We start from the raw sequence: 13,678 nt of genomic DNA on the forward strand, positions 1-13,678 counted from the left end.
CATAGGAGAAATTCATGCCCCAACAGTGATCGTCAACCGGTGTCGATGTGGCGGACAGGGCGCGTCTGCGTGGTCCGGAGCCGGTCACAGTAGAGCTGTCGATCAACCATCGGACCCGTATTCTGGAGATCGAGCCGCGGACGAGCCTTCTCGATGCCCTGCGCGAACAGCTCGATCTCACCGGTTCCAAAAAAGGGTGCGATCAGGGGACGTGCGGTGCCTGCACCGTATGGGTCGACGGGCGCCGAGTGTTGGCGTGCTTGACGCTCGCGATCACCTGCGAAGGCCGTGAGATCACCACCATCGAGGGGTTCTCCGACGGTCGTCGGATGAACGCCATGCAGCGGTCCTTCATCAAGCACGACGCTTTCCAATGCGGATACTGCACCCCGGGTCAGGTCATGTCCGCCGTTGCGTTGCTCGATGAGGGGCACGCCTCAAGCGACGCCGAGATCGCTGAGTGAATGAGCGGCAACCTATGCCGCTGCGCCGCCTACCCCAATATCCGGACGGCGATCCGCGAGGTGCGGGATGAGGGGCCGGGGGCAGGCATGCGTCCGGTTAGTTATGCGAGAACCACGGACGTAGACGGTGCGATCGCCCTCGTCAGCAATACTCCGGCCAGCGCTTTCCTGGCCGGGGGCACGACCGAGGTCGACCTGGCTCGGCAGAACGTCCTTCAGCCCGACCTGCTGGTCGATATCAACGATCTTCCGCTGAAGGAGATCGGGGAACGGCCCGACGGGAGTGTGCGCCTCGGGGCGCTGGCGCGAATGAGCGACGTGGCGGAGGCCCGTGGTGGTGAACCGGTTCCCGATGGTCGCCCAGGCGCTCGTTCTCGGTGCCTCGCCGCAGCTGCGTCACATGGCTTCCATGGGGGGAAATCTGCTCCAACGCGTTCGCTGCAGCTACTTCCGCGATCCGCACGCGCCGTGCAACAAGAGGCTGCCGGGCAGCGGCTGTGGTGCTTTGGAGGGGATCAACCGCGGTCACGCGATCCTGGGCACCAGTGACCACTGCATCGCCACACATCCCTCGGACGTCGCCGTGCCCCTGGTCGCTCTGGACGCCATCGTGCATGTCGAGGGACCTTCCGGCGGCCGCGCGATTCCGATCGACGACTTCTTCCTCCTGCCCGGCGATAGCCGGAACGGGAGCACCCACTCGACCATGGCGAGTTGGTCGTGGCGATCGATATACCACCGTCACCGGCGGCTCGGCGTTCGCTGTATCTCAAGGTCCGCGACCGGCAGTCCTACGAGTTCGCCCTGGCTTCGGTGGCGGTCGCAGTACGGATCGAGGACGATACCGTCGCCGAGGTCCGCCTCGCGTTGGGCGGTGTGGCCACGAAACCGTGGCGGGCCCGCCGCGCTGAGGAACTGCTTTCCGGACGACCCGCCCAGACGGACGGCTTCGCCCGCGCCGCACGCGAGGAACTCGCCCTTGCGGTCCCTCGACGCCACAACGCGTTCAAGGTCGAACTCGCGCAACGCGCGATGATCCGCGCACTCGAGTCGGCCGCGATGACGGGAGGGACACCATGACCGCGGTGACAAACCAGACGATCAGTCAGCCACTCGACCGGGTCGACGGTCCGGCCAAGGTAACCGGACGCGCCCGCTACTCGGCCGAGATCCCGCTGCCGGGTACGGTCCACGCGGTCCTGGTCGGCGCGGTGGTGCCGAGCGGCCGGACCAACACCATCCAAACGGGCGAAGCCGAGCAGGTGCCGGGCGTGCTCGCTGTGCTGACCCACGCCAACCTGCCCAAGATCGCGGCACAACCGCGGTTGTTCCCGTCACTGTTCGGCCATGCGGCTGTCGGGGAGACGTTCTTCCCGATGCAGGACGATGTCGTTCACTACGCCGGCCAGCCCGTCGCGATGGTGGTCGCCGACACCCTGGAACGGGCCCAGCACGCAGCGGGCCTGGTCCATGTCAGCTACCACACCGCCCCTTCGACCACGACCTTGGAGCAGGGGCGCGACCGGGCCTACGAGCCGGGGCGGATCTTCGGTGGCCTGCTGCCGGGACGAATGGAGCGCGGTGACCCCGATAGTGGTCTCGCGAAGGCGCCCGTGCACATCGACCGGACCTACCGGTTCGCCGCCAACCACCACAACCCCATCGAACCTTCCAGCACCACCGCGGTCTGGGAGGACGACCGGCTCACCCTCTACGACTCCACGCAGGGCATAACCGCCACCCGGCTCACAGTCGCCGAGCTCATGGGCCTGCCTTCGTCGAATGTCCGAGTCCTGACGCACTATGTCGGCGGCGGCTTCGGAGCCAAGGCGATGATCTGGCCCCATGTGGCGCTCACCGCGATCGCCGCACGCTATGTCGGGCGCCCGGTCAAACTCGCCCTGACCCGCGAACAGATGTTCAGCTCCTGCGGCCACCGCGAGGAGCAGGAACAACACGCCGTGCTCGGCGCCGGCAACGAGGGCCGCGTCACCACGCTGCGCCATCACAAGCTCTCGGCGACCTCGCCCTTCGACGACTGGGCCGAGCCGTCGCTGAACGTCGCCGCGCAGGCGTACTCCTACCCGAATTACCAGGGCAGCTACCGACTCGTCCGCACCAACACCATGACGCCGACGTTCACCCGCGGGCCGGGTGAGGCCTCCGGAATGTTCGCCTTGGAGTCCGCAATGGACGAACTCGCCTACGAGCTCGGCCTGGACCCGATCGAACTGCGGCTGCGCAACCACGCCGACGCCGATCCTCTCACCGGAAACCCCTGGTCCAGCAAGGGGCTCCGGGAGTGCTACCAGCGCGGTGCCGAACGCTTCGGGTGGCGGGAGCGGAACCCGGCAGCACGCTCCCAGCGTGACGGGCACTGGCTGATCGGTTCCGGAACGGCAACAGCGGGCTACCCTGTCCCGGCTTTCCCGGGACTGCAGCCCCAGCGGGCGCGGGCGCGGCTGTACGCCGACGGCAGTGCCGTGCTCCAGGCCGGAACACAGGAGTTCGGCACCGGGGTGGCGACCGCGATGACCCAGGTCGCCGCCGACGGCCTTGGCGTCCCACTCGACCGCGTGCGTTTCGACTACGGCGACACCGAACTGCCGAACACCGCCCCCGCGGTCGGCTCAGCGGGATCCGGCATGGTCAGCTCCGCCGTTCACAGCGCTGCCACGAGCCTGCGCGACCAGCTCGTCGCCCAGGCCGTCGCCCAGGCCGTCGCCGACAGCGAATCGCCGTTGCACGCCGCAGATCCAAGCACCGTGGTCGTAGGCGACGGTCGGATGATGCTGCGTGACCGTCCCGAAACCGGCGAGACCTATAGCGAACTGCTGCAGCGCAATGGGGTGGAGGATGCCGAAGCGCTGGGAAGCTGGCAGCCCACCGGTATGGACACCGGTTACGCGCTGACCACGTTCGGTGCTCAGTTCGCAGAGGTCGCCGTGGATTCGGACCTCGGGCTCGTCCGTGTCCGGCGGATGGTCGGCGCCTTCGCCCCGGGCCGCGTGCTCAACCCCAAGACCGCGCGCAGCCAGCTCATGGGCGGGATGCTCTGGGGAATGAGCCAGGCCCTCCCCGAGGGCACCCAGATGGACAGCCGGATGGGCCGCTGGGCGAATGCGAGCTTGGGCGAGTACTTGGTACCCGTGAACGCAGACGCGCCCGAGGTCGACGTTGAGTTCGTCGAGGTCCGCGAGGACGTCGCCAACCCGCTCGGGGTCAAGGGAGTCGGTGAGATCGGCCAGATCGGCGCGGCGGCGGCCATCGCCAATGCCGTCTTCCACGCTACCGGCCACCGCGTCCGCGAGCTTCCGATCAGAATCGAGCACCTGCTGCGATCCGCATGAGGGACGCACCACCGGCCAGATGCGGCGCGATTTCCCGCATCAAGGGGGCCCGGCGATCGTGGACCCCCGGTCTGGCGGTGGCAGGTACCGCGCGGTACCTCACGAACCGGTGTGCGGTCGCGGGGTGGGGCCTTGAGAGGGCTGTGGCTGGGAGTGGTGTGATCCGGGGTGGTCATGAGCCGTGAGGTCCCGGCTCATCCGGTACCGTCCGGCGGATCTGGTCGCCGGGTCCGCCCAGCCATGGCACAGCAAGGCCCCTGCCCCGAGAAGTTCGAGCGGCGGTCCGCGGCCCTGGTCTGGTGATCGAACGATAGTGGTCGGCCTCGTATTCGGCCGGTGGCACGTCGCCGATCGCTGAGTGGAGACGATTTGACCAGGTCCGGCCGACCGCGGTGCGGGTAGAGGACGGCTTCGCCGCCCTTTCCCCTCAAAGACCAGGGCGAGAACCTCAAACAACGCGCCACGGAAAGCAACGTCAGCGCGATGAGCTCGATGACGGTCACAGCAATCATCGACGGTCGCATCGACAAAGCCACCTATGCCCACACGCTGACCGTGGATTCCGGCGGCGCCGGCCCTGGAGAGCACCTCCATGCCAATCCGAAAAAGTGGCGCATCCCGCGCAAGCTGCGCTATCGTTCGAATACTCGCTTTGCAAACCTGACAAGCAGGACAAAAAGCGTTCAGCGCACAGCAATATCGATTACGACGAAGCGAAAAGAGGGTTCCGGTGAGCGACGGCTCGTCACCTCCCAATGACCCTGACCCGCTCCCCTCTTCCAAGATCGATACCAGTGTCCCGCACTCGGCTCGTATCTGGAACTACTGGCTGGGCGGCAAGGACAATTACCTCGTGGACCGCGAGGCCGGCGACCAGTTCTGCGAGGTCTTCCCGGGCATCGTTGATATCGCTCGCACCTCCCGCCACTTTCTCGGTCGTGTCGTCCGGTACCTGACCGGCGAGGCGGGGATCCGCCAGTTCCTCGACCGACGAGGCGTCCGTCGAGGCACACCGGCGCTACAACGAGAGCGGGGCGGCCCCCTACAACCTGCGCAGCCCTGAGCGAATCGCCGGGTTCTTCGATGGTCTGGAGCTGGTGGAGCCGGGCGTGGTGCCGGTCACCCTGTGGCGGCCTGAGCCGGCCCCGTGGAGCGCCCCCGCCGAGGTGGCTGAGTTCGGCGGGTTGGGCAGGAAGCCGTGAGGAGAACCGGTGCGCCGCTCCTCCTGTGACCATCCGCGGCCTTGACTCCCCGCACGGCCGCGCTTAGCGAGTGGAGGACCGGCGACCGCCCAGCGGAAACCCCGATTGGCCGCAAAGGGTGCCGCTCCGGGTAAGGCGTGCCGCACAATCCCTCCTATCCTGAACTGCCATCCGCGACGAGTGCTGCTCTGGGAGGGGCTGTATATGCTCCCAGCGGAAGATTCCGCGACTGCCGGGCGTGTCCACGGGGACGCGCACGGCGGGTCGACAGTCGTGCGCGTCCTGCTGGGCGCCCATCTGCGCCGGCTGCGCACCGCCAAGGGCTTATCCCCCGAGGAAGCGGGGCGTGCGATCCGGGCTTCCCCTGCCAAGATCAGCCGCATAGAGGTGGGACAGATCCATTTCAAGACCCGCGAGGTGACCGATCTCCTCACCCTCTACGGGGTACAGGATCCCCAGGAGCGGGCCACGTTCATAGCGCTGGTCGAGTGCGCCAACGTGCCGGGCTGGTGGCAGGAGTACGAGGACGTCCTGCCCGACTGGTTCGAGCTCTACCTCGGGCTGGAGGAGGGCGCCTCCATCATCCGCTCCTATGAGCTGCAGTTCGTACCCGGCCTGCTGCAGACCGAGGACTACGCCCGCGACGTCATCCAACTCTCCCGTACCGTCACCTCAACCGCCGAGATCGACCGGCGCGTCGCCATGCGGATGCGGCGCCAGCAGCGCCTCACCGGCCCCACGCCGCTGCGCTTCTGGGGGGTACTGGACGAGGCGGCGCTACGCCGCCCCTACGGCGATCCCAAGACGCTGCGCGCTCAGATCACCCATCTGCTCGAGATCGCGGAGCTGCCCAACGTCACGCTGCAGGTCGTCCCGCTCACGCAGGGGGGACACCCCGCTGCGGGTGGCCCTTTCAGCCTCCTGCGTTTCGCCGAAACCCAGCTGCCCGACGTTGTTTACCTCGAACACCTGCACAGCGCCTGCTACCTCGACAAGTATGACGACACCGACTGCTACATGGAGATCATGGGGGAGCTGTGCGTCCAGGCCCCACCACCCGCAGCCACCCCTGAACAACTGGTTTCGCTACGCGACGACCTCTGCTGAGCCCGCCCACAGCCGGTATCACGGGCAGTCGATCCCGACGACGGCCGGGGGACCGTACAAAGAACGGCTCTGCCCCGCTTTCGGTGGTGACTGAGTGCGGTGTTGACCGAGGAGGATTCGACAGCGGAGCAGCGCGAACCCCGCACGGCCGTACCCGGCCCTCCTGAGCGCTTTGCCCAGGCAGATACCGCCTTCCACCGCTCCTGAGCTCCAAGGGAGAGTCAGCCCGGCTTTGACCGCCTCAAGGGGAACGAAAGTTCACCCTCGAACCCACTCGTCTTCTTCGTCGTGTGTCTCCTAAGCCAAATTCGCTGAGATCACTTCAGCATTATCCCTAAAGTCCTGATTGATCCAGTTTGATGGAATGGGGGAGGCCGTGACTGGTATCACCGAGGCTCGCCAACCCAGGGAAGCGGCACAGCGGTCCCGCGACCACGGCGCCACCAGCGGCCCCGCAGCCGCTGGAGCAGGCCGCCTCCGAGCCCGATGCGGCCCCCCTCTGGCCGAACCCGCACCCCAGGGCCCCGCGACGACGCCCCGGCCCGGCGAAAACCCGCGGCGGCCATTGGGGGTGAACCACCCGGCCGGAAACGGGAGCAGGGGCGAGACACCCGAAAAGAGCGCGGCCGAAGGGCCGACCGGAAGAGCAGAGGGAACACCCGGTTTCCGATCTGTGATTTCCACGCCGCCCGCGGCGCACACCCCCCACTGAGCACGGCAGCGCGCTCACACCCTTTCTAAGAGGACACCCCGCGGGAGGCGTGTGTCTCCTGGAATCCCGAAAAAGGAGATCGGTTGATGAGATACAGACGCATGAAGACCGCGATCGGAATCTTAGGGATCACGTTTCTCGCCGCCGCATGCGGTGGTGGCGGTCAGGAGACCGACAGCGATGTACTCGAGGGACGCGGTCCCATCACCTTTGTCCGGGGCAAGGACACCGCGGACGTGGTCCACCAGAAGGTCAACGAATGGAATGAGTGGCATCCCGACGAGAAGGTCACCTTCCTCGAACTGCCGGAAGCGGCGGACGAGCAGCGCCGGCAACTGGTCCGCAACGCCGAGACGCGGTCCGAGGAGTACGACGTCATCCTCATCGACGTCGTGTGGACCGCGGAGTTCGCGGCCAACCGCTGGGTGGAGGAACTGCCGCGGGAGGAGTTCGACTTCTCCAATCATCTGAAGCCCCCTGTCGAGGCGGCCACCTACCAGGACCGGCTGTTCGCGGTTCCCAGCTATTCCGACGGGGCGCTGCTGTACTACCGCAGCGACCTGCTCGGCGAGGTCGGCGCACAGCCGCCGCAGACCTGGCAGGAGATGGAGCAGATCTGCGCGAAGGTGCGGGAGCTGCCCGAGGGCGAGGGCGTGGGCTGCTACGCGGGCCAGTTCGAGAAGTACGAAGGGCTCACCGTGAACTTCGCCGAGGCCGTGCAGAGCGCGGGCGGTTCGGTCGTGGACGAGGACGGCACCCCCACGGTCGACACCCCCGAGGCGAGACAGGGCCTGGGCTTCCTCGTCGAGGGCTTCAAGGAAGGCTTGATTCCGTACGAGGCCCTCTCCTTCAAGGAGGAGGAGGGGCGGCGCGCATTCGAGGACGGCGACCTCGTCTTCCACCGCCAGTGGCCCTACCAGTACCACCTGGCCAACGACCCGAACAGCGAGTCAGAGGTCGCCGGCGACTTCGGCGTCGCCCCGCTGCCCGGCCTGGACGGCCCCGGTTCCTCCAGCCTGGGCGGCTGGAACCTGGCGATCTCCAGCTTCTCCGACAACAAGATCACCGCGCTGGACTTCATCAAGTGGTACAGCAGGGAGGATGCCCAGTGGGAGCGGATGGACAAGGCGTCGCTGGCGCCGGTAGTGAAGGACCCCTACGAGGCTGAGGAACTCCAGGACGACTCTCCCTACCTGCCCATCCTCAAGGAGTCGATCGAGACCGCCGAGCCGCGGCCGCGGGTGGTGGAGTACGCCAAGATGACAGCGGCCATCCAGGACGAGGTCTATGCCGCTCTGACCGGCGACAAGGACACCGGGCAGGCGCTCGCCGACCTGCAGGACAGGCTCGAGGGACTGACCGAGCAAACATGAGGCTCCGACCGCGGCGGACGGCTCGATGCATGGCTCTGAAATCTGGCAGTTGAATCTGTGTTCTGACGCGCATGTCGCATCCGGGTCCGTCTGCCGCTGAGGTTGAGCTGACCGATGCTCAGCGTGCCCGCCCACGGTGGTGCGGGTCCGGGCGGGCGCGGGGACGCTGGAGCGTGCCGCGTCGTCGGCGCGGATCCGGTCGCACAGCGTCTCACGGCTGACGCCCAGCTCATCGGCGATCTGCGCGATTGTCACACCGGGACGGAACCGGTACAAGGCGACCGCGTCGGCCCTGAACTCAGCCGGGTAGACCTTCATGGCCATGGGGTGGACTCCTCCTCAAGATCACATTGTCGGAGATGTCCACTACTCGGCGGGGAACGCCCAGCCTTCACCCAGGACACCTACCAACACGCCCACCCCGTCGTGGTCCAAGAGGCGGCCGGAGCCACCGCAGCGCTGATCCCGCTGAAACGCCGCCGTAAGGACCCTGCCTGACCTGCGGCGGCGCAAACACTCAGGCAACCGAGCACGCAAAACCCCGGGTCGGGGTCCGTTGAACGGACCCGACCCGGGGTCTGACCGTGCGCCATCAGGGACTCGAACCCCGAACCCACTGATTAAGAGTCAGTTGCTCTGCCGATTGAGCTAATGGCGCCTACCGGATGATGTGCCGGTGGGGGTGCTTTCGCCCCGCTCCTTCCGACGGCGTCAACTTTAGCAGCCCCCGGGAGTCCCCGCGAATCGTTTGTCCCAGGATGCCCCCGCCACCGCGGCGCGGCAGCGAGGGCTCAGTGGTGACCGCCGATCCGGAGGCGGCTCAGGACCATGTCATGACCACGGCGACCACAATGGCGACCGCGACGATGACACCGACGGCGGCGAGGATATAGGGGGTGATCGGGGGCTTGGGCGGGGCCGCGGGCTCGTCGTTGGTGTCGACGAACTTGCGGAACATCATGGTCGACCCTGCGGGGTCGTTCTGTTCTTCGTTGTCTTGGTCTTTCGGATTCTGTGGCATGAGCTAGACACTAGCGACTCGCCGCCCCTGCGTGGACCCTTTGCCGGGAGGAATCCGCCAGGTGTATGCGTGATCACGGAAGAGGTCCGCCACTACGGGGACGGCTGTACCGCCCGCAGCAGCGCGTCGTGCGCTCCCTCCGGGGCGCCGGCCCTGCGCAGCGCCAGGCCCGCGGCGCCGAGCGCGCCTTCGGTGGCGGTCTGCGGGACGATCCCGTAGCGGTCGCGCAGCCCGGACCGGACCGAGTCGGCCACCGGGCCGTGCGCCAGCACCGCGCCCGCGAGCACCACCGGAGCGGCGCCGACGTTCTCGGGCGCCACTGTCGCAAGGCTGCTCAGTAACCTGTCGGCGGCCTCGGCGACGATGTCGTGCGCCACGGCGTCGCCGTCGGAGGCCGCGGCCGTCACCTCCGGGGCCAGCCGCCCCAGTTCCGCGGGGTGCCGGGCGTAGCCGGCATCGACTATGCGCTCACGTTCCCCCGGTGGGAGCTCCAGGGCGGCGGCCAGCCGGTCGCACAGCACGGTCGGCCGGCCGCGGCCGTCGAGGGCGGCCAGTACGGCCCGCAGCCCGCGCAGTGCGATCCACACCGCCGAGCCCTCGTCTCCAAGCAGCCAGCCGTGGCCGTCGCAACGGCGCGCGAGGGCGCCGTCGCGCACATAACCGGCGACCGCCCCGGTACCCGCGATGAGCACCGTTCCCGCGTCCGCCGCGCTGCCCGCGGCGAACGCGGCGGCTATGTCATCGGTGACGTACGGCTCCCCCGGGAGTCCCAGCGACGCCCAGACCCGCCCGGCCATCTCGGCAGCCCGGGCGTGTCCGGCCCCTGCCGCTCCCGCCACACCGAACACCGCGCCGAGCACCGGAACGCCCTCCGCCGCGGCCAGCGCGCCGCTCAGCGCCGCCCGCAGCGACGCTTCCGGATCGGGGCTGGAGTGCTGGTTGGCGCCTCCGGAACGCCCGCGGCCGAGCACCGTCCCGTCGAGCGCGGCCACGACGCAGCGTGTCGAGGTCCCTCCGGCGTCGACCCCGATGATCGCGTGTCCGGTCATGGGGGAAGCCTAAACGCCGTTCCGGGAGAACCGCGGCACCTGCCGGGCTCCGCTCGCCGCGGCAGTTCCTTTGCGTCCTGTTCCTGCTGAAAGCGAATCGCCAGTGCACTGAAAGCCTGGTTCGGCACGATGGGTGGTGTGGGCGGTTCCCGGCCGGTACTTCCCTGCGGCCGTGAGCGCCCCGATACGGGCTGGGCTCACCGCGGGCCCACACTCCTCCCGGGCTGGAGGACGGACAGCCCGTGAGGGGGCAAGGGTGTTCTGTTAACAGGGCATCCGTGCCTGGCGGGAGTAACGGGGCATGGACGACTCCTGCCAGGCGCTTCCCCCGCTCTTTTTCCGTCCGCGGCCCGCTCAGCGCCCTGGCGGAGGGCCGTGTGGCGCCTACCGCCGCATCGCCGCGCCAGAACGGATCCGGCCGCGGCCCGGGCGGTCGCGCCTCTTTCGGACGTCATGCCGAGGAGCGGAGCTCTCGACAGCCTCAGCAGGCTGATCTACCCTCTCGCGGGGATAAGGGTGGGTCTCTGGGCACACTTGTGTCACGACCTGCATTTCAGGTTATTCGCTGTCCACACATTGACTCGCAGACGACTCCGAAGGAAACTTTCCGACATGGCGAATACGACGCAACCGCCCGACGAGCCATCCGCGTCGAACGCCCACGAGGATGTCGCCCCACCCACCACGGTGCTGCGCATCCGCTCCCTGCTGCCTTCTCTCGCACCGGCCGAGCAGCGGGTGGCCCAACGCATCATCGACGACCCCGAGCGCGTGGCGGCCTCCTCCATCACCCAGCTCGCCAAGGACTGCAACACGTCCGAGGCGACGGTGATCCGGTTCTGTCGCACCATCGACTTCTCCGGCTACCGCGAACTCCGGCTCACTCTGGCCACCGAGGCCGGGCAGGTCCGGGGCGCCCGCGTCGGCACCCGTGAAGTGACCAGCGACATCGATCCCGACGATACGCTTGTCACAGTCGTCGAGAAGATCGCGTTCACCGACGCCCGCGCGGTCGAGGAGACGGGCGCCCAGCTCGACGTGGAGGCGCTGCACACCGTGATCGAGGCGCTGTCAGGGGCACGCCGCATCGACATCTACGGTGTGGGCGCGAGTGCCTTCGTCGCAGCGGACTTCCAGCAGAAGCTGCACCGCATCGGGCTCACGTCCTTCTCCTGGTCCGACACGCACATAATGATGACCAGCGCGGCCCTGCTCATGGAGGAGGACGCCGCGATCGCCATAAGCCACAGCGGAGCCACCACCGACGTCGTCAACGCGCTGGCCGAAGCACAGCGGCGCGGGGCCACCACAGTGGCCATCACCAACTTCCCGCGCTCACCCATCAGCGCGGCCGCGGACCACGTCCTGACCACCGCCGCCCGCGAAACGACCTTCCGTTCCGGGGCGACGGCCAGCCGCCTCGCCCAGCTCACCGTGATCGACTGCCTGTTCGTCGGTCTGGCCCAGCTCCGCTACGCCGACAGCCGCGCGGCCCTGGAGTCCACCTACGACGCTGTGCGCGGGCTGCGCATCGGCGAGCAGCGACGCCGACCGCGCGACCAGGACGAATAACCGAGCCCGACCACCGCACACCGCACCAGGGGCTCCGACTCCGCACCAGGAAGGAACGGCATGAAGCCGGACCACGACCTCGCCGCAGACAGCAACGCCAACGGCTCCTCGCCCGCCTCGGTGGAGATCGTCCGGGCGCCGACCGAGGGCCGCAACTCCGGCACCTACGACATCGACGTGCTGCCGACCATCGACGTGCTGCGCGAGATCAACGCCGAGGACGCGACGGTGCCGCACGCCGTCGCCCGGGTACTGCCGGTGCTGGCGCACGCGGTCGACCTGGGAGTGGAGGCGCTGCGGGGAGGGGGACGCATCCACTATTTCGGGGCCGGGACCTCGGGCCGGATCGGCACCATGGACGCCGCCGAGCTCCCGCCGACGTTCGGTATCAGCGAGGGCCGGGTCGTCTCCCATCACGCGGGGGGCGATACGGCCCTGGGCCACGCTGTCGAGGGCATCGAGGACGATCTCGATCTCGGCCGCGCGGACGCCGCCGAGCTCGCGCCCGGCGACCTCGCGGTCGGGCTCGCCGCCAGCGGCCGGACACCCTACGTCGCGGGGGCGCTGCGCCAGGCCCGCGAACTCGGCGCCCACACTGTTCTGGTCAGCGCCAACCCCGCGGCCCCGCTCGCGAAGGAGGCCGACGTGCACGTGGGGGTGGACACCGGTGCCGAGGTCATCGCCGGATCCACGCGCATGAAGGCCGGCACCGCGCAGAAGCTCGTCGTCAACGCCTTCTCCACCGCCGTGATGGTGCGGCTGGGCTACACCTACTCCAACCTCATGGTGGGGATGAACGCCACCAACGCCAAGCTGCGCGGCCGGGTGGTGACCATCCTCACCGAGGCCAGCGGGTACCCCGAAGACGTCTGCGCCGACGCGCTGGCCAAGGCCGACGGCGACACCCGCATTGCGCTGGTGTCCCTGCTGAGCAGTGTCGACACCGTGACGGCCGGGCGGGAGCTCGCGGCGTCCGGGGGGTACGTGCGCGAAGCGCTGCGGCGTATCGGAGTCACCGGCGCCTCCTAGCGGGCTGACCCGACGCGCCCGCCCGGGAACCCGGACCGGCGGCCGGACGTCGATCCGGATGTGACGACAGCAAGGGTGAGCAGACGACGGACGTGGTTCACCGCGGGGGCACTCGGCCTGCTGCTCCTGATACCGGTCCCTTTCGCGTGGCTGACGGTCTCCACAGAGGAGCGGCGGTTCTCCCCCGGCGGCGTTCCGGAACGCCCCGTGGCGATCGTGCTCGGAGCGGGGCTCACGGAGGACGGCGGTCCCGCGACACTGCTGTCCCGGCGCCTCGACATCGCCGCCGAGCTGTACCACCGGAACAAAGTCCAGGCCGTGCTGGTCACCGGGGACAACAGCCGCGAGGGCTACAACGAGACCGACGCGATGCGCAGCCGCCTCATCGCAGTGGGCGTTCCCGAGGAGAAGGTGGTGGGCGACTACGCCGGGTTCAGCACCTGGGACTCGTGTGCAAGGGCGCGCGAGATCTTCGGGGTGGAGGCCGCGACGGTGATCACGCAGAACTTCCACCTGCCGCGCGCTGTCCGGCTGTGCCAGGCGGCCGGAATCGACACCAAGGGCGCCGGTGACGCCAGTATGCGGGTGCGCACTGTCGCGACCGTGTACGGGTACGCCCGCGAGCTCCCGGCGGCGTTCAAGGCCGCCGCCGACGCCGTGCTCATCCCCGAGCCGCGGTTCCTCGGCCCCAGGGAGGACGGCGTCGACGAGGCCCTGGCCGCGCCGAGACGCTGACGGGAGCACCGGCCCGCCCCGCTCGCACGGCGCACGAGGGGCGGGCCGCGTCCGGCTGGGGAGG

The 13,678-nt window shown here is 68.6% G+C and carries 10 protein-coding genes, 1 tRNA gene and 4 pseudogenes; 11 read left to right on the top strand and 4 right to left on the bottom strand.

Features of this window, described 5'->3' with window-relative positions; genetic code table 11:
• Window positions 1-65 precede the first annotated feature (65 nt).
• The 8 genes and pseudogenes from VS93_RS28845 to VS93_RS02895 all read left to right on the top strand — a co-directional run.
• Window positions 66-779 (top strand): annotated as a pseudogene (locus VS93_RS28845) (2Fe-2S iron-sulfur cluster-binding protein); the annotation flags it as partial.
• A 37-nt stretch (window positions 780-816) separates the two neighbouring features.
• A pseudogene (locus VS93_RS33210) lies at window positions 817-1,083 on the top strand (FAD binding domain-containing protein); the annotation flags it as partial.
• A 101-nt stretch (window positions 1,084-1,184) separates the two neighbouring features.
• Window positions 1,185-1,544, top strand: a complete 360-nt coding sequence (locus VS93_RS33215; protein WP_394298783.1) for an FAD binding domain-containing protein — start codon at window positions 1,185-1,187, stop codon at window positions 1,542-1,544.
• Complete coding sequence (locus tag VS93_RS02885; protein WP_046468448.1) at window positions 1,541-3,814, top strand: xanthine dehydrogenase family protein molybdopterin-binding subunit; 2,274 nt, start codon at window positions 1,541-1,543, stop codon at window positions 3,812-3,814. The genes VS93_RS33215 and VS93_RS02885 overlap by 4 nt, the downstream gene beginning before the upstream one ends.
• A gap of 492 nt (window positions 3,815-4,306) precedes the next feature.
• Window positions 4,307-4,573: a hypothetical protein gene (locus tag VS93_RS28855; RefSeq protein WP_156184654.1), complete on the top strand. Its 267-nt coding sequence runs from the start codon at window positions 4,307-4,309 to the stop codon at window positions 4,571-4,573.
• Window positions 4,545-5,016 (top strand): annotated as a pseudogene (locus VS93_RS27575) (SAM-dependent methyltransferase). Before VS93_RS28855 ends, VS93_RS27575 begins: the two are co-directional and overlap by 29 nt.
• 204 nt (window positions 5,017-5,220) lie before the next feature.
• Window positions 5,221-6,123 (top strand): helix-turn-helix domain-containing protein, encoded by a 903-nt coding sequence (locus tag VS93_RS02890; protein WP_046468472.1) that lies wholly within the window; start codon window positions 5,221-5,223, stop codon window positions 6,121-6,123.
• Window positions 6,124-6,921: 798 nt separating this feature from the next.
• Window positions 6,922-8,208 carry an ABC transporter substrate-binding protein gene (locus VS93_RS02895; protein WP_046468449.1) on the top strand — a complete coding sequence of 429 codons (1,287 nt, stop codon included), beginning with the start codon at window positions 6,922-6,924 and terminating at the stop codon, window positions 8,206-8,208.
• Between the two features lie 165 nt (window positions 8,209-8,373).
• Here the strand turns inward: VS93_RS02895 and VS93_RS33220 are convergent.
• The 4 genes and pseudogenes from VS93_RS33220 to VS93_RS02910 all read right to left on the bottom strand — a co-directional run.
• Window positions 8,374-8,532 (bottom strand): annotated as a pseudogene (locus VS93_RS33220) (transposase); the annotation flags it as partial.
• Between the two features lie 261 nt (window positions 8,533-8,793).
• A tRNA-Lys gene (locus VS93_RS02900) sits at window positions 8,794-8,866 on the bottom strand.
• Between the two features lie 162 nt (window positions 8,867-9,028).
• Window positions 9,029-9,229 carry a hypothetical protein gene (locus VS93_RS02905; RefSeq protein WP_046468450.1) on the bottom strand — a complete coding sequence of 67 codons (201 nt, stop codon included), beginning with the start codon at window positions 9,227-9,229 and terminating at the stop codon, window positions 9,029-9,031.
• Between the two features lie 92 nt (window positions 9,230-9,321).
• Window positions 9,322-10,278 (bottom strand): N-acetylglucosamine kinase, encoded by a 957-nt coding sequence (locus VS93_RS02910; RefSeq protein WP_046468451.1) that lies wholly within the window; start codon window positions 10,276-10,278, stop codon window positions 9,322-9,324.
• 612 nt (window positions 10,279-10,890) lie between these two features.
• Here VS93_RS02910 and VS93_RS02915 point away from each other — a divergent pair.
• From VS93_RS02915 to VS93_RS02925, 3 genes are all read left to right on the top strand, one after another.
• Window positions 10,891-11,850, top strand: a complete 960-nt coding sequence (locus VS93_RS02915; protein ID WP_046468452.1) for a MurR/RpiR family transcriptional regulator — start codon at window positions 10,891-10,893, stop codon at window positions 11,848-11,850.
• A gap of 60 nt (window positions 11,851-11,910) precedes the next feature.
• Window positions 11,911-12,879 (top strand): N-acetylmuramic acid 6-phosphate etherase, encoded by a 969-nt coding sequence (locus tag VS93_RS02920; protein ID WP_046468453.1) that lies wholly within the window; start codon window positions 11,911-11,913, stop codon window positions 12,877-12,879.
• Between the two features lie 75 nt (window positions 12,880-12,954).
• Window positions 12,955-13,614, top strand: coding sequence for a SanA/YdcF family protein (locus VS93_RS02925; RefSeq protein ID WP_236700307.1), 660 nt, complete (start codon window positions 12,955-12,957; stop codon window positions 13,612-13,614).
• Window positions 13,615-13,678: the final 64 nt, after the last annotated feature.

The organism is Allosalinactinospora lopnorensis, assembly GCF_000981225.1.
GTDB classification, from domain to species: Bacteria; Actinomycetota; Actinomycetes; order Streptosporangiales; family Streptosporangiaceae; genus Allosalinactinospora; species Allosalinactinospora lopnorensis.

What these genes read in the sequence shown, in the direction of transcription:
- VS93_RS02885 (WP_046468448.1), top strand. Translation starts at nt 1,541, where the DNA reads ATGACCGCGGTGACAAACCAGACGATCAGTCAGCCACTCGACCGGGTC.
- VS93_RS02905 (WP_046468450.1), bottom strand. Translation starts at nt 9,229, where the DNA reads ATGCCACAGAATCCGAAAGACCAAGACAACGAAGAACAGAACGACCCC.
- VS93_RS02895 (WP_046468449.1), top strand. Translation starts at nt 6,922, where the DNA reads ATGAGATACAGACGCATGAAGACCGCGATCGGAATCTTAGGGATCACG.
- VS93_RS02915 (WP_046468452.1), top strand. Translation starts at nt 10,891, where the DNA reads ATGGCGAATACGACGCAACCGCCCGACGAGCCATCCGCGTCGAACGCC.
- VS93_RS02910 (WP_046468451.1), bottom strand. Translation starts at nt 10,278, where the DNA reads ATGACCGGACACGCGATCATCGGGGTCGACGCCGGAGGGACCTCGACA.
- VS93_RS02920 (WP_046468453.1), top strand. Translation starts at nt 11,911, where the DNA reads ATGAAGCCGGACCACGACCTCGCCGCAGACAGCAACGCCAACGGCTCC.
- VS93_RS02890 (WP_046468472.1), top strand. Translation starts at nt 5,221, where the DNA reads ATGCTCCCAGCGGAAGATTCCGCGACTGCCGGGCGTGTCCACGGGGAC.
- VS93_RS28855 (WP_156184654.1), top strand. Translation starts at nt 4,307, where the DNA reads ATGACGGTCACAGCAATCATCGACGGTCGCATCGACAAAGCCACCTAT.